The organism is Spongiibacter marinus (genome assembly GCF_016906995.1).
GTDB classification, from domain to species: domain Bacteria; phylum Pseudomonadota; class Gammaproteobacteria; order Pseudomonadales; family Spongiibacteraceae; genus Spongiibacter; species Spongiibacter marinus.
Genome location: NZ_JAFBBD010000003.1, coordinates 22,595 through 40,395, shown reverse-complemented (window position 1 = coordinate 40,395; position 17,801 = coordinate 22,595). Strand labels below are relative to the sequence as shown.

At 54.9% G+C, this 17,801-nt stretch carries 18 protein-coding genes; 7 read left to right on the top strand and 11 right to left on the bottom strand.

Annotation, left to right across the window (positions count from 1 at the left end; all coding sequences use genetic code 11):
* The first annotated feature begins 82 nt into the window (after nt 1–82).
* Together meaB and HNR64_RS04720 are read left to right on the top strand one after the other, a co-directional pair.
* Complete coding sequence (gene meaB / locus HNR64_RS04725; protein WP_204995393.1) at nt 83–1,051, top strand: methylmalonyl Co-A mutase-associated GTPase MeaB; 969 nt, start codon at nt 83–85, stop codon at nt 1,049–1,051.
* Nucleotides 1,052–1,053: 2 nt separating this feature from the next.
* Entirely contained in the window at nt 1,054–1,512 is a 459-nt protein-coding gene (locus tag HNR64_RS04720) for a YiiD C-terminal domain-containing protein (RefSeq protein ID WP_204995392.1), read from the top strand.
* 3 nt (nt 1,513–1,515) lie between these two features.
* Here HNR64_RS04720 and HNR64_RS04715 read toward each other — a convergent pair whose 3' ends face one another.
* Together HNR64_RS04715 and ppsR are read right to left on the bottom strand one after the other, a co-directional pair.
* A complete protein-coding gene (locus HNR64_RS04715) occupies nt 1,516–2,673 on the bottom strand; it encodes a patatin-like phospholipase family protein (RefSeq protein WP_204995391.1) in 1,158 nt (385 codons plus the stop codon).
* Between the two features lie 15 nt (nt 2,674–2,688).
* Nucleotides 2,689–3,507, bottom strand: coding sequence for a posphoenolpyruvate synthetase regulatory kinase/phosphorylase PpsR (ppsR, locus tag HNR64_RS04710; RefSeq protein WP_204995390.1), 819 nt, complete (start codon nt 3,505–3,507; stop codon nt 2,689–2,691).
* Between the two features lie 130 nt (nt 3,508–3,637).
* On the opposite strand from ppsR, the gene ppsA reads away from it, so the two are divergent.
* Both ppsA and HNR64_RS04700 read left to right on the top strand, forming a co-directional pair.
* Nucleotides 3,638–6,007: a phosphoenolpyruvate synthase gene (gene ppsA, locus HNR64_RS04705; RefSeq protein ID WP_204995389.1), complete on the top strand. Its 2,370-nt coding sequence runs from the start codon at nt 3,638–3,640 to the stop codon at nt 6,005–6,007.
* A gap of 101 nt (nt 6,008–6,108) precedes the next feature.
* Nucleotides 6,109–6,444 (top strand): Rieske (2Fe-2S) protein, encoded by a 336-nt coding sequence (locus tag HNR64_RS04700; RefSeq protein ID WP_239547627.1) that lies wholly within the window; start codon nt 6,109–6,111, stop codon nt 6,442–6,444.
* Here the strand turns inward: HNR64_RS04700 and HNR64_RS04695 are convergent.
* The 7 genes from HNR64_RS04695 to HNR64_RS04665 form a co-directional block, all read right to left on the bottom strand.
* Nucleotides 6,441–7,355: a GNAT family N-acetyltransferase gene (locus HNR64_RS04695; RefSeq protein ID WP_204995388.1), complete on the bottom strand. Its 915-nt coding sequence runs from the start codon at nt 7,353–7,355 to the stop codon at nt 6,441–6,443. The genes HNR64_RS04700 and HNR64_RS04695 overlap by 4 nt on opposite strands.
* Nucleotides 7,336–8,454, bottom strand: coding sequence for a cupin domain-containing protein (locus HNR64_RS04690; RefSeq protein WP_204995387.1), 1,119 nt, complete (start codon nt 8,452–8,454; stop codon nt 7,336–7,338). Before HNR64_RS04690 ends, HNR64_RS04695 begins: the two co-directional genes overlap by 20 nt.
* A 1-nt stretch (nt 8,455) precedes the next feature.
* The gene (purB, locus tag HNR64_RS04685; protein ID WP_027872512.1) at nt 8,456–9,820 is read right to left on the bottom strand and encodes an adenylosuccinate lyase; all 1,365 of its coding nucleotides are present in this window, start codon (nt 9,818–9,820) and stop codon (nt 8,456–8,458) included.
* Nucleotides 9,821–9,878: 58 nt separating this feature from the next.
* Nucleotides 9,879–10,523 carry a high frequency lysogenization protein HflD gene (gene hflD, locus HNR64_RS04680; protein WP_036255397.1) on the bottom strand — a complete coding sequence of 215 codons (645 nt, stop codon included), beginning with the start codon at nt 10,521–10,523 and terminating at the stop codon, nt 9,879–9,881.
* Nucleotides 10,523–11,650, bottom strand: a complete 1,128-nt coding sequence (gene mnmA, locus HNR64_RS04675; protein ID WP_204995386.1) for a tRNA 2-thiouridine(34) synthase MnmA — start codon at nt 11,648–11,650, stop codon at nt 10,523–10,525. The genes hflD and mnmA overlap by 1 nt, the downstream gene beginning before the upstream one ends.
* Nucleotides 11,650–12,096, bottom strand: coding sequence for an NUDIX hydrolase (locus HNR64_RS04670; RefSeq protein WP_027872509.1), 447 nt, complete (start codon nt 12,094–12,096; stop codon nt 11,650–11,652). The genes mnmA and HNR64_RS04670 overlap by 1 nt, the downstream gene beginning before the upstream one ends.
* 63 nt (nt 12,097–12,159) lie before the next feature.
* Nucleotides 12,160–12,822 (bottom strand): pseudouridine synthase, encoded by a 663-nt coding sequence (locus tag HNR64_RS04665; protein ID WP_204995385.1) that lies wholly within the window; start codon nt 12,820–12,822, stop codon nt 12,160–12,162.
* Between the two features lie 184 nt (nt 12,823–13,006).
* Between HNR64_RS04665 and icd the strand changes: the two genes are divergently transcribed.
* Nucleotides 13,007–14,260 (top strand): NADP-dependent isocitrate dehydrogenase, encoded by a 1,254-nt coding sequence (gene icd, locus HNR64_RS04660; RefSeq protein WP_027872507.1) that lies wholly within the window; start codon nt 13,007–13,009, stop codon nt 14,258–14,260.
* Between the two features lie 139 nt (nt 14,261–14,399).
* Here the strand turns inward: icd and HNR64_RS04655 are convergent, their stop codons facing one another.
* A complete protein-coding gene (locus tag HNR64_RS04655) occupies nt 14,400–14,630 on the bottom strand; it encodes a cold-shock protein (protein ID WP_027872506.1) in 231 nt (76 codons plus the stop codon).
* A gap of 212 nt (nt 14,631–14,842) precedes the next feature.
* Between HNR64_RS04655 and clpS the strand changes: the two genes are divergently transcribed.
* A complete protein-coding gene (clpS, locus tag HNR64_RS04650) occupies nt 14,843–15,169 on the top strand; it encodes an ATP-dependent Clp protease adapter ClpS (RefSeq protein ID WP_084497787.1) in 327 nt (108 codons plus the stop codon).
* A gap of 54 nt (nt 15,170–15,223) precedes the next feature.
* Nucleotides 15,224–17,503 (top strand): ATP-dependent Clp protease ATP-binding subunit ClpA, encoded by a 2,280-nt coding sequence (gene clpA / locus HNR64_RS04645; RefSeq protein WP_027872504.1) that lies wholly within the window; start codon nt 15,224–15,226, stop codon nt 17,501–17,503.
* A gap of 27 nt (nt 17,504–17,530) precedes the next feature.
* Here clpA and infA read toward each other — a convergent pair whose 3' ends face one another.
* A complete protein-coding gene (infA, locus tag HNR64_RS04640) occupies nt 17,531–17,749 on the bottom strand; it encodes a translation initiation factor IF-1 (RefSeq protein ID WP_027872503.1) in 219 nt (72 codons plus the stop codon).
* Nucleotides 17,750–17,801: the final 52 nt, after the last annotated feature.

The following is a 17,801-nucleotide window of genomic DNA, read 5'->3' as shown; positions in this document are numbered from 1 at the left end:
TCACGCATAGAGAACGGCAGGCGGGAGGCGGAGCTCAGCGTTGCTGATGGTCCGGCCTCCCGTTTTTATATTGGCAGGGATTATGACTATTGATATAGAAGCGTTAACCAAGGGCAATTCACGCGCACTGGCCAAAGCCATCACCTTGGTAGAGAGCAAAAAAGTCGAGCACCGCACGCAGGCGCAGGAGCTCTTAGAGGCGGTGCTGCCGCAAACCGGCAACAGCATTCGTATCGGTATCACCGGCATTCCCGGTGTCGGCAAGTCCACGTTCATCGAGGCGTTCGGCCTGTATTTGGTCAGCCAGGGCAAGCGTGTCGCGGTATTGGCGGTCGACCCGAGCTCGCCCATTGCGGGCGGCTCAATTCTGGGTGATAAAACCCGCATGGAAATGTTGTCGCGCAGCAGCGACGCTTTCATTCGACCGTCGCCTTCCGAGGGCTCACTGGGTGGCGTAGCGCTAAAAACCCGCGAAACCATGTTGCTGTGCGAGGCGGCTGGCTACGACGTTATTTTGGTCGAAACCGTGGGTGTCGGACAGTCGGAATACGAAGTGGCCAGTATGGTCGACTTTTTTATGGTGCTTATGCTGCCCAATGCCGGTGATGAACTGCAGGGCATCAAAAAAGGCATTATGGAGCTGGCCGATGCACTGGTGATTAACAAGGCCGACGGAGAGAGTATTAACCTCGCAACGCAAACCCGGCGTCATTACCAAAGTGCGCTACATTTGCTCCGTCACAGCAGCTTCTGGACGCCACAGGTAATGACCTGCTCGGCGATCAAGAACGAGAATATCGAAGCGGTGTGGGGCATGATCAGTGACTTCCAGGTCGACGCCACAAAAAACGGAGCGCTTGCCGACAAGCGTGCCCGCCAGGCCAAGGAGTGGATGAACAAACTATTGCACGAGATGCTGGATATTAAACTCAAGGAAAACCCGTCTGTTAAAGCGCTGCTGCCGGAACTGAATAGAAAGGTGACCGACGGACAGACCACGCCATTTTTAGCGGCGCAAAAACTGATAAACCTGCTGTTTGAGGAAGCGTAATCATGTCGCAGCCTATCGCTCACCGCCTGAGTGAATTTATTGCCGAACACTTACCCACGGCGCGCCATATGCGGCTTTCTGTTAGTGACTATTCCGATGGCGCATTAACGCTGACCGCCCCGCTGGGGCCGAGTATTAACGATAAGCAAACCGCCTTTGGTGGCAGCATCTATGTGGTGGCAGTGATGGCTTGCTGGGGCAGCGTGTATCTACATTGTGTTGAGCGCGGCCTGGACCCGGATATTGTGGTGGCCAAAGCGGAGATCGAATACTTACTGCCAGTGCCCAGCGATATTGTCGCGCGCTCGCTGCCCGCAGAGGACACCGATTGGCAGGGATTTTTTACTCGCTTTGAGGAGCGCGGCCGCGCCAAGATTGAACTGTGCTCAGAGGTGATTGTTAACGGCGAAGTCGCGGCGCGCTTTAAGGGCTTGTACGCGATCGTCGGCCTAAAACAGTAGCTTTTATTGGTAGAGGAAAGCGTTGATGTCATCGCGCTGAGCAAGCCCGTCACGGTAGCCTAGATCGATCAGCTTGGCGCAATATTCCTCGGTAAATAACAGGTAGCTGGCAATACTCACGCTACCTCCGCGGCTACTGCCGGTGCGCCCCAGGAAAGCACGTAAACTGCGTGGTAGTTCTTTCACATGCTCGTCGGCAATGGCGTCAATATCTTCGCTGGGGCTGATTACCAGGCACTCAACCGGCAGTAACTCACGCCCCATCATTTGCATATTTTCCCGTGGTATCAGCGCCAATAATTCGTTGATTCTTTCCAGACGCTCAATATCGGTTTCGATGCTGTCGATAAAAGCGCTGTTAAGTAACTGACCAATAATTTGTCCGAACGCCGGAGACTGAATAGGTTTTGGGGTGTGGTGATAAACCCGTTTATGCCCGTTGGCGGGAATCACCAATACCCGGTTTGCACCTAAATGGATGGCGGGGCTGATCGGGGTCAATTGGCGCAGCGCGCCGTCGCCGTAGAAATAACGGCCTACCTTGGCGGGTGGAAAGATCGTCGGGATGGCTGTGGACGCCATCAGGTGTTGCAGCTGAATGGGTGTCGCCAGCCCCTGTCGCCGCCAGCGCTGCCAGCCAGCATGCTGTGGTCCGCCCTGAAAGAAGGTTTCCGACAAGCCGAGGCTGTAGTTCATCGCCGTGAGCGAGAGTGCGTCCAAGTCACCGTTGCGGATGTTCATGCCGATCGACTCGAAGCGGATTCGCTCTTCTAGCAGTTCGCGCAGTGGGCTGTTGTCCAGCAGTGCCACCGGTCGACCGACGGCAATGCCCGAGTTAAACAGGGAGCCGGCCAGTCGCAGGGCATTGCGAAGAACCCCCATTAAATCGGCGCGATAAATCCGGTCAGTGGAAAGCTGCTTCCACATGATTTCCAGGGTTTCCACGGTGCCGGTAAAGTGGTGTGCGCCCGCCGCAAGGGAGGTGGCATTGATCGCGCCGGCCGATGTTCCTGCCAGGATAGGGAAGGGGTTGCTGTGCCGCTTGCCGTGTAGCGATGCAATGGCTTTTAGCACGCCAACCTGGTAGGCCGCACGAGCGCCACCGCCGGGTAGAATGAGCCCGGTGTTGGCGTGACTGGCGCTGGCGTCAGGACAAGACATCGCGAGACTTCCCGGCTATGACCGCTGACCGCGCAGGCCGCTTTCAACCAGCACGCGCGTAGCAATTTCCTCGACAGAGGCATGCGTCGTATCCAAGTAGGGAATGCCAAAGCGGCTAAAGAGCGCCTCGGCGTCGCGCACCTCATCCTCGCAGCGGCGCAGGCTGGCGTAGGGGCTGTCGGGACGGCGTTCGCTGCGAATTGCGGCAAGTCGCTGCGGTTCTATGGTCAAACCAAAGAGCCGGTCGCGATAAGCAGCTAGTGGTTTTGGCAGCCTGCGTTCTTCTAGGTCTTCTTCGGTGAGCGGGTAATTGGCGACGAAAATACCGCCCTGCATCGCCAAGTAAAGGCAGGTTGGGGTTTTGCCACTGCGGGAAACGCCGATCAATATCACTTGGGCTTGGTCGTAGCGGTTGATTCTTGCACCGTCGTCGTTGTCCAGTGCGAAGTTAACAGCGTCGATGCGATGTTTGTACTGGGCGTCGCGGTCGGCGTTTTTGACGCGGCCAACCGTGCTAGAGGGTTTCTCCCCAAGGGCGCTTTCCAGCTGGTTGAGGAAGGTGTCGAGCACGTCGATGATAAAACCATTGCTGGTGGCAATTACGGCGCGAATCTCTTGGTTGACCAAAGTGTCAAAGATAATCGGCTGGCGCCCCGTGGCCTCGGCGACCTGATTGATTTTATCGACGGCGGCGCGCGCTTTCTCCACGGTGTCTACATAGGGCACGACAACGTGGTCAAATTTTAACTGTTCAAATTGGGAGAGCAGGCTGTTGCCCAAGGTTTCTGCGGTGATGCCTGTACTGTCAGAAATATAAAAAACGGTTCTCATCATGTAGTTTTTTTACCGAATGCTGCGTTGTTTTCGACGGGAATTTCCAGAATAGCTGTTTTAGTATGCTCGCGTCGCATTTTTTTACGCTTATTGCACTATGCACCAAGCATAGCAAAAGGAGATACACCGCATGGCTGAATACGTTATCTGGTTCAGGGACCTGGGAATGAACGATGTCGAAGTCGTTGGGGGCAAAAACGCCTCTCTCGGTGAGATGATCAGTCAATTGTCTAATGCCGGTGTATCGGTACCCGATGGCTTTGCCACCACGGCGCAAGCATACCGCGACTTCCTCGACCAAAGTGGCCTGAACCAGCGTATTCAGGACATGCTCAAAGGTCTGGATATCGACGATGTCAAAACCCTTGCCAAGGTAGGCAAGGAGATTCGCCAAGCCATCGTTGATACGCCATTTCCCGCGCCATTGAATGACGCGATCAGCGAAGCCTACGCTAAAATGATCGACGGCAACCCCGCAATGGCCTGCGCAGTGCGCTCCTCGGCCACAGCAGAAGATTTGCCCGACGCCTCATTTGCCGGCCAACAGGAAACCTTCCTGAACATCAACGGCCTCGACAATATTATGATCGCGATCAAGGAGGTCTTTGCCTCACTGTACAACGATCGCGCTATTGCCTACCGCGTTCACAAGGGGTTTGAACACGCCGATGTTGCCTTGTCTGCCGGTATTCAGCGCATGGTGCGCTCAGAAACCGGTGCCGCAGGCGTTATGTTCAGCATGGATACCGAGTCTGGCTTTGACGGTGTGGTCTTCATTACTGCCAGCTACGGCCTGGGTGAAACCGTGGTTCAGGGCGCTGTTAACCCCGACGAATTTTACGTTCACAAGGCCACGCTGGAAAAAGACCGCCACGCCGTGCTGCGCCGCAACCTGGGTAGCAAGCTGATCAAAATGGTCTACGGCAGTGAAGCATCGGCCGGCAAATCGGTAGAAACCGTCGATGTTCCCGAAGCCGATCGCAGCCAGTTCTGCATCACCGACGAAGAAGTCATGTCGCTGGCCCGTCAGGCGCTGATTATTGAAAAACACTACGGCCGACCCATGGATATTGAGTGGGCGCGCGACGGCGACGACGGCAAGCTCTACATCGTTCAGGCTCGCCCGGAGACAGTAAAGAGCCGCGAGTCGGCCAACATGATGGAGCGCTACCTGCTGAAAGAAAAAGGCGAAGTGCTTTGCGAGGGCCGCTCTATTGGTCAGCGCATTGGCGCGGGCCCTGTGCGGGTTATCGACAACCTGGCGGAAATGGATCAAGTACAACAGGGCGATGTCTTGGTTACTGATATGACCGACCCCGACTGGGAGCCGGTAATGAAGCGCGCAGCCGCCATTATTACCAACCGTGGCGGCCGTACCTGCCACGCGGCTATCATCGCCCGCGAACTGGGTATTCCTGCGGTCGTTGGCTGTGGTGATGCCACCGAGCGTTTGAGCTCAGGTCAGGACGTGACCGTGTCCTGCGCGGAAGGTGATACGGGCATGGTGTACGCCGGCCAGCTCGACTTCGATATCAGCCGTAACAAGCTCGATGCCATGCCCGAGCTGCCCTTTAAAATTATGATGAACGTGGGCAACCCCGATCGCGCGTTTGATTTTCAGGCGTACCCCAACGCCGGTGTGGGCTTGGCGCGCTTGGAATTTATCATTAACCGCATGATCGGTGTGCACCCCAAAGCACTGATCAACTACGACACTTTGCCGCGCGATGTTCAGCAAGCGGTGAAGCGTCGTGTGGCTGGCTACGCCGACCCTGTTGAGTTTTATGTCGAGAAGCTGGTTGAGGGCATCTCTAGCATTGCTAGCGCGTTTTACCCGGAGCGGGTAATTGTGCGGATGTCCGACTTTAAATCAAATGAGTACGCACACTTGATTGGTGGCAGCCTTTACGAGCCCTCAGAAGAAAACCCCATGTTGGGTTTCCGAGGTGCCTCACGCTATATCTCTGACTCGTTCCGCGAGTGCTTTGAGCTGGAGTGCCGCGCGCTGAAGAAAGTGCGCGAAGAGATGGATCTGCAAAATGTTGAGATTATGGTGCCCTTTGTGCGCACCGTAGGCGAAGCGAAACAAGTGGTAGAGCTACTGGCCGATAATGGCTTAAAGCGCGGTGAAAACGGCCTGAAGGTCATCATGATGTGTGAGCTACCTGCCAATGCCCTGTTGGCGGAGCAATTCCTCGAGCATTTTGATGGCTTCTCAATTGGTTCAAACGACCTCACTCAGCTGACACTTGGTCTCGATCGCGACTCCGGCTTGATCGCTCACCTGTTTGATGAGCGCAACGAGGCCGTTAAGGTACTGCTCTCCAATGCGATTCGGGCGTGTAAGGAGCAAGGCAAATACATCGGTATTTGTGGACAGGGCCCCTCAGACCACCCGGACTTCGCGCAGTGGCTGATGGAGCAGGGCATCGACAGCGTGTCACTGAACCCGGATTCGGTACTGGAGACCTGGCTGTTCTTGGCCGACAAGCTGAAATAAGTTCGGCAAACTACGCTAAAGCCCGGTGAGCGAACTGCTACCGGGCTTTTTTGTTTCTGCTGGCAGGGGGTTCCGCCAAGCGCTACTATGGCGCAAACCTCTTGGCGAACCCTTTAGTTATGCGTTATTACAGCCTTGAAAAGCTGATCAATCTTTACGATGGATACCGAAAAGTCTTCAAGATTGATGATGCACAATTGATGCTGCTGCAGCTCGACGGTCAGCACTATTTGATCGAAAGTAATTGCCCCCACCGCGCCTGGCCTCTCGATACGTCGGATATCCGAGGTGAGAATTTGGTTTGCCCCAAGCACCACTACCGCTTTGACTTGCGCAGTGGTGAGTTACTTCACGCGACAGAAGAACCCTGTCGGGGCTTGAGGTGTTATGAGGTGGTCTACCGAGACAACGAGCTCGGTGTAATGCTGGGCGATTAGACCAGCGGGCGCAGCCAGGGAGAGGGTTTTGCGTGCTGCCACAGGCGGTCAAACTGTTCTCGGTAGGCACTTGCGGTCGGCCGCGAATGAAAACAGCCCCAGGCCCGGCCGCCGCGCCGCATACTGTGAACGAGGGTTGCCTCGTTGTCGGCGAGCAAGAAGTATTCACTAAGTTCGCCGTGCTGCTTTGGATTAGAAACCCGAATATGAATACTGCTGCTCAGCCGCTGACTGAGTTCTACCAAGGGATGGCGACTCTCTCGCAGCGGCCTGTCGTCGCAGATCAGCAGTCGTATTTCACTGTCGCGATGCTTTCGAGCGAGGGTAGAGACAATATCAATCAGGCGCGGTTGGGCATAAACCTCTGGCTCCAGACTGTGGCAAAACACCCACAACTGTCGGCGACTCAAACTGGCTAAGGCCAGGGCGCTGTCGGGCAGTGACTCAACAGCAAATTTGCGGCCATCTTCTCCCAGGCGTTGTGTTCCCCGCAGCGTTCGCGTCATTGACTGGTGAGCGATACCGGCGTCCATAAAACTGTCGCCGATGGGCTGAAAACCTTCTTTCCGGTAGAAGTCGATGGCGTGTGTTTGGGCCGCGAGCTCCAATTTGGGCAGTTGCTGTTGGATCGCGTCATCAATTACGGCATGTAGCAGCGCGCGACCGATACCTCTGCCGCGATAGTCAGCGGCGACAGCCATACGCCCGACGTGGCCGTCAGCCAAAAGACGAACGGTTCCGACGACTTCGCTGCCATATCGCGCCAGCCAGTGACGCGCGGTGAAATCATCTTCGTCAAGTTCCAGTTCAATGGGAACGCGTTGCTCTTCAACAAAAACCCGACGCCGAATTTCCGTTAATTCCCGCCAATGTTCTGACCAGCGTACGCGCTCAATCTTCAACATCGTCATCGAAATACACCGTGCCTGTTTGGTAGAGCTGATAGCGTAGCTCAACCACCAGCCCCATCACATCATCACCGCCTTCTTGTTCACAGAACTCAGCCACGGCGGGGCGCAAGTCACTGGGGTAGGGGTAGGCAATACCATCGGCAAACAGATAGTGGGCGTCGAAGGCCAAGCGCGCACCCAGGCGCAGGCAGGCTGGCACCTGTTGTTCGCGGAGAGCATATTCCTCAAATGACAGCGCTGGGTTATCGAAGCGCTGCTGCTGGTCGACGTGAGTCATCATCTGTCCAAACCAGCGTGAAAGGGCTTGATCATCGTCTAGCCCTGCGCTCAGGCGCTCTCGCAGTTGCGGGAGAACGTCTTCAGGGATCCAGCCACTGGGCGCGCTGGCATTTAGGGCCTGATCGCTAAACCGCTGCCCGTCGCTCAACACGGTTTCTCGCTCGATTGACCAGCTATTCAGTAACTCGGCGTCGGAGGGGGCTCTAAAGCCCACCGACAGGGTGATGCAGTCATCGCCGACAGCGGTTCCCCAATGTGCGACACCCGGGGGAATGTAGAGTATGTCGCCGGCTTCAAGAATCACTTCCTGTTGACAGTCGAAGTGTTTAAGCAAGCGTAATTCAGGGTGGCCGAGCAGTTCGCTGCTATCGTCGCAGTGCTGGCCCAGCTGCCAGCGACGGCGGCCGCCGCCCTGAATGAGAAATACATCGTATTGATCGTAGTGGGGGCCCACGCTGCCGCCATCGGCCGCGTAGCTGACCATAATGTCATCGATACGCCAGCGCGGTAAAAAACGGAAATCGTTTAGTAATTCTGCAACGCCGGGTATCCATTGGTCGACCGATTGAACCAGGAGAGTCCAATGGCTGGCGGGCAGCTCGGCGAAGTCACTCTCCTTCAGCGGCCCGTGTTGTAGCTGCCAGTCGCTGCCGTGTTGTGAGATTAGCCGTGAATCAACCTCGTCTTCACAGGCCAGACCAGCGAGGTCATCACCGTCCACGGGGCATTCAAAACCCTGCAGGGCGCCGCGCAACACCCGTGGACGGCGCTGCCAATCCTCGTCGAGGAATTGCTGCGCATCGAAGCCCTGCAGCGCCATTTTATATCCGCTTGGCTTGCGCGACGGCGTTGCCGATATAGCTCGCGGGGCTTAGCTGACGAAGCTCCGCTTTTGCTGCCTCGGGGATCTCCAGCGTGTCAATAAAGCTGGCCAAAGTCTCCCGTGTGATGCGCTGACCGCGGGTTAGGGCCTTCAGTTTTTCGTAGGGCTCTTCTACGCCGTAGCGACGCATGACGGTTTGAATGGGCTCAGCCAGTACTTCCCAGGCATCATCCAAGTCAGCGGCCAGTCGCTCTGGGTTGATTTGCAGCTTGCCCAAGCCTTTCAGCGTGGCTTGATAGGCGATCATGCTGTACGCCATGCCAACGCCCATATTGCGCAAAACCGTCGAGTCAGTCAGGTCGCGCTGCCAGCGAGAGATCGGCAGCTTCGCCGCCAGGTGTTGCAGCACCGCGTTGGCAATGCCGAGGTTACCCTCGGAGTTTTCGAAGTCGATGGGGTTGACCTTGTGAGGCATAGTGGATGAGCCAACTTCACCGGCGATGGTGCGCTGTTTGAAGTAGCCCAGTGAAATATAACCCCAGATGTCGCGATCTAAGTCGATCAAGATGGTGTTGAAGCGTGCAATGGCATCAAACAGCTCAGCGATATAGTCGTGAGGTTCGATCTGTGTGGTGTAAGGGTTCCAGCTAAGCCCCAGGCCTTCAACAAAGCTCTGCGCGTTGGCTTCCCAGTCTACGTCGGCATAGGCACTGATGTGGGCGTTATAGTTGCCCACCGCGCCGTTGATTTTACCCAGCAGGGCAACGTCGGCAATGCAGGCGCGTTGGCGGCGCAGGCGCGCAACCACATTGGCCAGCTCTTTACCCATTGTGGTGGGGCTCGCCGTTTGGCCGTGGGTGCGAGACAGCATCGGAATGTCCGCAAACTCGCGGGCTTGCTCGGCCAGCTTGTCAACGATAGCGTCGATGTCCTGCAGCAATACCTCGCGGCCTTCACGAAGCATCAGGGCGTGGGAAAGGTTGTTGATGTCTTCTGAGGTGCAGGCAAAGTGAACGAATTCTGAAATCGCCGCTAATTCAGCGTTGTCTGCAATGCTTTCCTTAATGAAGTATTCAATCGCTTTAACGTCGTGATTAGTGGTGGACTCAATCTCTTTGACTCGCGCCGCTTGTGTTTCACCGAATTCAGCGATCATGGCCTCTAATCTAGCGGCTGCGTCTTCAGAGAGAGCCGGTACTTCTTCAATGCCAGGATTTGCCGCCAATTGGGCCAACCAGCGCAGCTCGACGATTAAACGGCTTTTGATCAAACCGAATTCGCTGAACACCGGGCGCAGCGACGCTGTCTTACTGCCGTAGCGGCCGTCGACAGGGGAAATAGCAGAGAGCGCGGACAATTCCATCATGGGGTTACCTTTCTATACGCGGAGGGCAAATTAATGGGGCGCAATCATACACTGCTCAGTGCTGAATTTCAGTGCCCAGTAGCCGCTGCGCTTCGGTAAAAAGGCGATTTCTGAGGAACATCAGACTAAAGCGATTGCCGCCCGCCGCTCGCCAGAGATAGGCGCCGCGAATGGCCGCTAACAGCAGTGCACGAATTTTGGCGGCATTGTCATTGTTTTGCAGTTGTTGAGCGCTACCACTGACCTGAATGCGAAAGCGATATTTGGATAGGGTGTCTTGATAGATATCTGCCAAAGCCGGCGCCAAGCTCGTTAATTCACCGCCAAACTCCCGCTGTTTGGCGCAGTGCTCTAGACGGTTACGCATGATGCTCGCGGCTGCATGGTCCCGGCGCAGTTTGTTTTGTAAGAACAATACGCCCATACAGTAGCGCGTAACGGCCTGGCGCTCGCCGTAATCATTGCCACTGAGCAAATCACGCAGGGCGCGGATACCCAGCTCAAGTGCATTGATATTGCCGAACACACTGCGGGTGTCATTCCCTGAGAAGGCAAACAGGCTGGCCAGGGAAGCGTCGAGCGCTGCGGGTTCAGCTTGCCCGGTTCGGGCAATTTGATCGACCAGCGTCACGGCCTGCAGAACGCCGGCCAACGCCAGGGTTTGTTCTGTGAGTTGCTCTGCATTGGGAAAGAAAGCCATTAGCGATTGTATCCCGATTCGATAATGCCGCCGCCCAGGCATTGCTCACCCAGGTAGAAAACCGCTGACTGACCAGGGGTTATTGCGCGCTGGGGAGTATCGAAAATTACCTCGTAGCCGGCTTCGGTCGCCAGCAGCTCGCAGGGTTGGTCGGCCTGGCGGTAGCGCGTTTTTGCACTGCAACGCAGCGGCAGCTGGGGTGGCGGGGGAGTGATCCAGTGAATGCTGGACAGCCGCAGGCAATTTTTAAACAGCGCAGGGTGCTGGCTGCCCTGGGCAACCAGCAGAACATTGCGTGACAAGTCCTTATCAACAACGTACCAGGGCTGTTCACCGGCACCGCGCACACCGCCGATACCGAGGCCCTGACGCTGGCCAATAGTGTGATACATCAAGCCGCTGTGCTGCCCCATATCCTGGCCATCGAGACTTTCGATACGGCCCGGTTGAGCAGGCAGGTATTGCTGCAAAAAATCCTTGAAGCGACGCTCGCCGATGAAGCAAATCCCGGTGCTGTCTTTTTTGTTGTGGGTGACGAGCCCGTGCTCCTCGGCGAGGGCGCGGACGGCAGGTTTCTCTAATTCCCCAACTGGGAACAAGGTCTTGGCCAGTTGATCGGCGCTGACTGCATGCAAGAAGTAACTTTGGTCTTTGTTGTTGTCTATGCCTTTTAGGAGTTGGGTATGTTCTCTGCCCGGGCTGCGCCGGGTGTAGTGACCGGTGGCAATGCCATCGGCGCCCAGCTGCAATGCGTAGTCCAAAAAGGCCTTAAATTTAATCTCCCGATTGCAAAGAATATCGGGGTTAGGGGTGCGGCCCGCGCGGTACTCTTCGAGGAAGTGCTCAAAGACATTGTCCCAGTATTCCTGAGCGAAATTGGCGGTGTGCAGGTAAATATCCAGTTTTTGGCACACGGCAGCAGCGTCGGCGAGATCGTCCATGGCGGTGCAGTATTCTGTGCCATCGTCCTCATTCCAGTTCTTCATGAACAGGCCTTCGACCTGATAACCCTGCTGCTTTAACAGCAGTGCCGTTACCGATGAGTCGACACCACCGGACATGCCGACGATCACTTTGGTGTCGGCAATGGCCTTGTCTGCCAGAGGGTTGTAGTCGGTGGCGCTCATTAAGGTTCTCCGTAAATCATCGCCAGTGGGAAACGTTGGCCTTCTAGATAGCGTTCAACGCAGTCGAGCACCATGGGGCTGCGCAGCTGATGGCGGCGCTCGCGAAGTTGTTCAATAGTCAGCCAGTGAACGCTATCGATATCGCTGTCCAGCGGGCTCTCAGGGCAAAACGCCATGGGGCGGCCAAAAAACGTGGTGCGATGATACGTTGCGTTTTTTGCTGGAGGGCTATACAGGCCAATACCGACGACGCCCTGTAACTCAACCTTCCATTGAGTTTCTTCCAGCGTTTCTCGCAGCGCCGCTTCACAAAGCCCTTCGTCGGCCTCCAGGTGGCCGGCGGGCTGGTTGAGCACACGCTTGCCGTCACGGATCTCTTCAACGATCAAAAACTTACCGTCATTTTCTATTACACACGCGACCGTGACTCTTGCCTGCCAGTCCATAGTGGTTCCTAGTCTGTTGTGAATTGTCGCAGCACCGAAAGCCGGGCATTGTACCGCCACCGCTCAGCGTGGGCTACGTTTGCCACGCCGGGCTGGCGAAGTTCGCGGCCTGGGTTTGCGCGTTTTAGCATTGCGTGTACTACCGCGCCCGGCCTTCGGAAATAATTTACGTTGCTCTGAAGTACTCAGTTCTACTATTCGCGATTGTCCGGGGGCCAAATCGTCGAGTGACCAAGGGCCAATGCTCGCCCGAATCAACCGAAGTGTTGGAAAGCCTACCGCTGCCGTCATACGGCGAATCTGCCGGTTTCTACCTTCGGTGATTTCCAGTGACAGCCAGCTGGTGGGAATCGCAGCGCGATAGCGCACCGGCGGTTGCCGGGGCCACAGTCCGGCAGGCTCGTCCATCGCGTGGGCTAGCGCGGGCTGGGTCAGGCCGTCGTTTAGCTCCACACCATTTTGCAAGGCGTTAATTGCCGATTCATTGATCTCACCCTCCACTTGTACCCAATAACATTTGCTAAGCTTGTGGTCGGGGTGGCTAATACGGTGCTGAAGTGAACCGTCTCCGGTGAGCACCATTAACCCCTCTGAGTCAAAATCCAGTCGGCCAGCGGGATAGATGGCGGGAATATCAATGTAATTCGCCAGCGTTTCGCGGTCGTCGCAGGGGGTAAATTGGCTCATAACCCGAAAGGGCTTATTAAAAAGATAAAGAACTGTCACGGGAATCTAATATTCATGGAAGAAATTCGACTATAAAGTGTTATAATGCGGCGCTTTTTAAAGAAAGCTAGGCTTTAAAGCGCTCGCTGACCAGACTTGGAGGGGCGGCATTGTAGCAGCGACACTGCGCTGTTGCCGCCACCGAACGAGCTCAGATACTAACCTATAAACCATGGAGTCAAAAATGGGATACCAACATATCAAGGTACCTACAGAGGGTGAGAAAATCTCCGTTAATGCGGATCTTTCCCTGAACGTACCCGATCGGCCAATTATTCCTTTTATCGAAGGCGATGGCATCGGGATCGACATCACTCCGGTAATGATCAACGTTGTGGATGCAGCGGTTGAGAAAGCTTACGCCGGCAATAAAAAAATCAGCTGGATGGAAATCTTCACTGGCGAAAAAGCCGCCGAGCTCTACGACGGCGACTGGTTCCCCGCAGAAACACTGGATGCCATCAAAGAATACGTCGTGGCGATCAAAGGTCCACTAACTACCCCTGTTGGTGGTGGTTTCCGCTCTTTGAACGTTGCACTGCGCCAGGAACTGGACCTCTACGTTTGTCAGCGCCCCGTTCGCTGGTTTGAAGGCGTTCCTTCTCCCGTTAAAGAGCCAGGCAAAACCAATATGGTGATCTTCCGTGAAAACTCGGAAGACATTTATGCGGGTATTGAATGGAAAGCGGGCACTCCTGAAGCTGATAAAGTGATCAACTTTATGCAGGAAGAAATGGGTGTCACCAAAATCCGCTTCCCGCAGGAGTGTGGTATCGGTGTTAAGCCGGTATCGGAAGAGGGTACTAAGCGCCTGGTACGCAAAGCGATTCAGTACACTATCGATCAAGACCTGCCTTCGCTGACACTGGTTCACAAAGGCAACATCATGAAGTTCACCGAAGGTGCCTTCAAGAACTGGGGCTACGAGTTAGCCATGGAAGAGTTCGGTGGTGAGCTGCTAGACGGCGGTCCATGGGTCAAGCTGAAAAACCCAAACACTGGCAAAGAAATCATCATTAAAGACGTAATTGCCGACGCGATGCTCCAGCAGGTATTGCTGCGTCCGGATGAGTACAGCGTTATCGCGACGCTGAACCTGAACGGCGACTACCTCTCTGATGCACTTGCCGCGCAGGTTGGCGGTATCGGTATTGCACCTGGTGCAAACCTCAGCGACAACGTTGCACTGTTTGAAGCCACTCACGGTACAGCACCAAAATACACCGGCCAGGATAAGGTTAACCCCGGTTCACTGATCCTGTCGGCTGAAATGATGCTGCGCCACCTCGGCTGGAATGAAGCAGCGGACCTGATTATCGACGGCATGAACGGCGCGATTCAGGCCAAAACCGTCACCTATGACTTTGAGCGTTTGATGGAAGGGGCAACCTTGCTGAAATGTTCTGAGTTCGGTGATGCGATCGTCAAGCACATGTAAGTGTGTCGGCCACCCCTGGTGGGGTGGCCTTGCTGTCGATGTGGGCGCGTTTATTGAGGGCTTGGATCACAGCGCGGAGTGATTGCCCACGTATTCGTGGCGACTAAGGCACTTTGCAAACCTTAGCCTTTTTCTTGGTTCACTGCTCAACTTCTTGTTCTAATTCAGAATCTGCCTGAATATTTGTTGCATGTAGGCCTTTCGGGCCCTGCTGGGCATCAAAGCAGACGCTCTGACCTGCCTTAAGCGTTTTGTAGCCTTCCATTGAGATCGCGGAGTAGTGCGCAAACACTTCTTGATTGCCATCTTCGGAGAGAATAAATCCGTAACCTTTGGCGTTATTGAACCACTTTACAACACCATTTTGCATAGCCTTACACCCTGATTTCTCGTTATAGTTATTGTCACATTTAACGCGATAGACCTTGTTTTTCTCGCGCTAATACCCATTTTTAAAACACGGAGTGCTTGGCGTCAAGCCGCGACTTCTCGCTAGCCGCGCTTCGTGAATACCCCTATTGTGGGGGAATACCGCGATGCTAAGCTCAGGTAAACAGAATTATGCCGTACCCGAACACAGTTATGAGCCAGGAAGATCACTCCGATTATGAAGGAGGCACCGCTCTACAGGAGTCGAAACCACAGCTGAAAAAGCCGCCGCTCTATAAAGTGGTGCTGCTAAACGATGACTACACCCCAATGGAGTTTGTCATCGAGGTACTCGAAGACTTTTTTTATATGGATAGACAAAAAGCAACACAAGTGATGCTAACCGTTCACACCCAGGGGAAAGGGGTTTGCGGCGTATTTACTCGCGATATCGCTGAAACAAAAGCGGAGCAGGTTAATCAGTATTCACGTGAAAGCGGCCACCCTCTACTCGCCGAAATCGAAGAGAACGAAGGCTGATCATGTCACGTACAAAGCAGTACCCATGTGCAACAACAGAAGGCGTAACAGGCTATGTTGAGTAAAGATTTAGAAACGACACTCAGCCAGGCATTCAAGTCTGCCCGCAGCCGTCGGCATGAATTTATGACGGTAGAGCACTTATTGCTTGCCCTTGCAGACAACGAAGCCGCCGTGAAGGTGCTACTGGCCTGTGGAGCAGATTTACCCCAGTTAAAGGGTGAACTAAGCGAGTTTGTTGACGCGACCACGCCGCGTATTCCCGACGATGACGTCGAGCGAGATACCCAACCCACTTTGGGCTTCCAGCGTGTTTTGCAAAGAGCCGTGTTTCACGTGCAATCCTCCGGCAAACAGGAAGTGACCGGCGCTAACGTTCTGGTTGCTATTTTCAGCGAACAGGAAAGCCAAGCGGTCTATTTCCTGAAGTCACAGAGTGTTAACCGCCTGGACATCGTGAATTACATCACCCACGGCATTTCCAAGGTGTCCGGGGGAGAGTCCGGTGAGCACGAGCAACACGGCGAGCACGAGGGTGAGGGCAGTGATCCCGAGCAACGCCCACTGGAAAGCTTCTCGACCAACCTCAACGAAGAGGCGCAGTCCGGTCGCATTGACCCCTTAATTGGTCGCACAGAGGAAGTAGAGCGCGTTGCCCAGATACTCAGCCGCCGTCGCAAGAACAACCCTTTGCTCGTCGGCGAGTCTGGTGTCGGTAAAACCGCTATTGCAGAAGGCTTGGCAAAGCGGATTGTCGATGGCGATGTCCCCAGCGTGCTGGCCGACAGTGTCGTTTACTCTCTGGATATGGGGGCGCTATTAGCCGGGACCAAATACCGCGGCGACTTCGAAAAACGCCTGAAGGGCCTCCTAGCAGACCTGAAAAAACGTGAAGGTGCGATCCTGTTTATCGACGAGATCCACACGATTATCGGCGCAGGGGCCGCGTCAGGCGGTGTTATGGATGCCTCGAATCTATTAAAGCCGCTGCTCAGTAGCGGACAAATTCGCTGCATAGGCTCTACCACCTTCCAGGAGTATCGCGGGATCTTTGAGAAGGATCGCGCCCTGAGCCGCCGCTTCCAAAAAGTGGATATCGGCGAGCCCAGTGTGGAAGATACCTTCCATATATTGAAAGGCCTGAAGTCACGTTTTGAAGGGCACCACGAGCTCAAATACAGTGACGCAGCGTTGCGAACCGCCGCAGAACTGTCGGCGCGTTATATCAATGATCGCTTTTTACCCGATAAAGCCATCGATGTAATAGACGAAGCCGGAGCGTATCAGCGCCTGCAGCCCGAGGATCAGCGTGTCGATGTTATCGATGTGGCCGATATTGAGGCCATTGTCGCCAAAATTGCTCGCATACCGCCCAAGAGCGTATCGTCGGATGACAAAGCGTCACTGGCCAAGCTCGAAGATAATCTCAAAATGGTGGTCTTCGGTCAGGATCAGGCAATCACCGAGCTCAGTGCATCCATCAAGCTGGCGCGAGCTGGCTTGAAAGCCGGGGACAAGCCCATTGGCTCGTTCCTGCTGGCCGGCCCCACCGGCGTGGGTAAAACAGAAGTTTGTCGCCAATTGGCAAAAATACTGGGCTTGGAATTGATCCGCTTCGACATGTCGGAGTACATGGAACGCCATACGGTATCGCGCCTGATCGGTGCGCCTCCAGGCTATGTCGGCTTTGACCAGGGCGGGTTATTAACCGATGCGGTGACCAAGCACCCACACTCTGTTGTGTTGCTCGATGAGATCGAAAAAGCACACCCAGAGCTTTTCAATCTGTTGCTGCAGGTGATGGACCACGGTTCACTGACCGACAACAACGGCCGCAAAGCGGATTTCCGCAATGTTATCTTTATCATGACAACCAATGCCGGGGCCGAGAGTATTAGCCGCCGCTCTATTGGTTTCACCGAGCAGGATCACCACACTGATGCCAGCGAGGCGATCAACCGGCTGTTTACGCCGGAGTTCCGCAACCGCCTGGACAGCGTGATTAACTTTGCGCCCCTGCCTGAAGAGGTCGTGCTTACTGTCGTGGATAAGTTCTTGGTTGAACTACAAGCTCAGCTCGACGACAAAAAAGTCGCTCTTCACGTTGATGACGACGCGCGCCGCTGGCTGGTGAAAAAAGGTTACGACCGCACAATGGGTGCCCGCCCGATGGCGAGAGTCATTCAAGAACACATCAAAAAGCCGCTGGCGGAAATGGTGTTGTTCGGCAGCCTGGAAGAGCAGGGAGGTGTTGTGCACATCAGTGTGAATAGCGAGGCAGATACGCTAACACTGGAAGCGGAAACTCAGCGGGAAACAGAAACAGAGGCCTGACACAGGTCTCTGTTTCATTGCTAGCGCTTAACGGCCGCGGAAAGTAATGCGGCCTTTGGTCAGGTCGTAAGGCGTGAGCTCAACCTTAACTTTATCGCCGGTCAAAATACGGATGTAGTGCTTGCGCATCTTCCCTGAGATGTGGGCAGTAACAACGTGGCCGTTTTCCAGCTTTACGCGAAACGTGGTGTTGGGCAGGGTATCAATAACCTCGCCTTCCATTTCAATCTGGTCTTCTTTCGCCATTCGGCAGCAATCCTCAGATGTGGTTGAAAGTAGAGAGTGGGGCCTAGTGACC

What these genes read in the sequence shown, in the direction of transcription:
- meaB (WP_204995393.1), top strand. Translation starts at nt 83, where the DNA reads ATGACTATTGATATAGAAGCGTTAACCAAGGGCAATTCACGCGCACTG.
- HNR64_RS04720 (WP_204995392.1), top strand. Translation starts at nt 1,054, where the DNA reads ATGTCGCAGCCTATCGCTCACCGCCTGAGTGAATTTATTGCCGAACAC.
- HNR64_RS04715 (WP_204995391.1), bottom strand. Translation starts at nt 2,673, where the DNA reads ATGTCTTGTCCTGACGCCAGCGCCAGTCACGCCAACACCGGGCTCATT.
- ppsR (WP_204995390.1), bottom strand. Translation starts at nt 3,507, where the DNA reads ATGATGAGAACCGTTTTTTATATTTCTGACAGTACAGGCATCACCGCA.
- ppsA (WP_204995389.1), top strand. Translation starts at nt 3,638, where the DNA reads ATGGCTGAATACGTTATCTGGTTCAGGGACCTGGGAATGAACGATGTC.
- HNR64_RS04695 (WP_204995388.1), bottom strand. Translation starts at nt 7,355, where the DNA reads ATGACGATGTTGAAGATTGAGCGCGTACGCTGGTCAGAACATTGGCGG.
- HNR64_RS04690 (WP_204995387.1), bottom strand. Translation starts at nt 8,454, where the DNA reads ATGGCGCTGCAGGGCTTCGATGCGCAGCAATTCCTCGACGAGGATTGG.
- purB (WP_027872512.1), bottom strand. Translation starts at nt 9,820, where the DNA reads ATGGAATTGTCCGCGCTCTCTGCTATTTCCCCTGTCGACGGCCGCTAC.
- hflD (WP_036255397.1), bottom strand. Translation starts at nt 10,523, where the DNA reads ATGGCTTTCTTTCCCAATGCAGAGCAACTCACAGAACAAACCCTGGCG.
- mnmA (WP_204995386.1), bottom strand. Translation starts at nt 11,650, where the DNA reads ATGAGCGCCACCGACTACAACCCTCTGGCAGACAAGGCCATTGCCGAC.
- HNR64_RS04670 (WP_027872509.1), bottom strand. Translation starts at nt 12,096, where the DNA reads ATGGACTGGCAGGCAAGAGTCACGGTCGCGTGTGTAATAGAAAATGAC.
- icd (WP_027872507.1), top strand. Translation starts at nt 13,007, where the DNA reads ATGGGATACCAACATATCAAGGTACCTACAGAGGGTGAGAAAATCTCC.
- HNR64_RS04655 (WP_027872506.1), bottom strand. Translation starts at nt 14,630, where the DNA reads ATGCAAAATGGTGTTGTAAAGTGGTTCAATAACGCCAAAGGTTACGGA.
- clpS (WP_084497787.1), top strand. Translation starts at nt 14,843, where the DNA reads ATGAGCCAGGAAGATCACTCCGATTATGAAGGAGGCACCGCTCTACAG.
- clpA (WP_027872504.1), top strand. Translation starts at nt 15,224, where the DNA reads ATGTTGAGTAAAGATTTAGAAACGACACTCAGCCAGGCATTCAAGTCT.
- infA (WP_027872503.1), bottom strand. Translation starts at nt 17,749, where the DNA reads ATGGCGAAAGAAGACCAGATTGAAATGGAAGGCGAGGTTATTGATACC.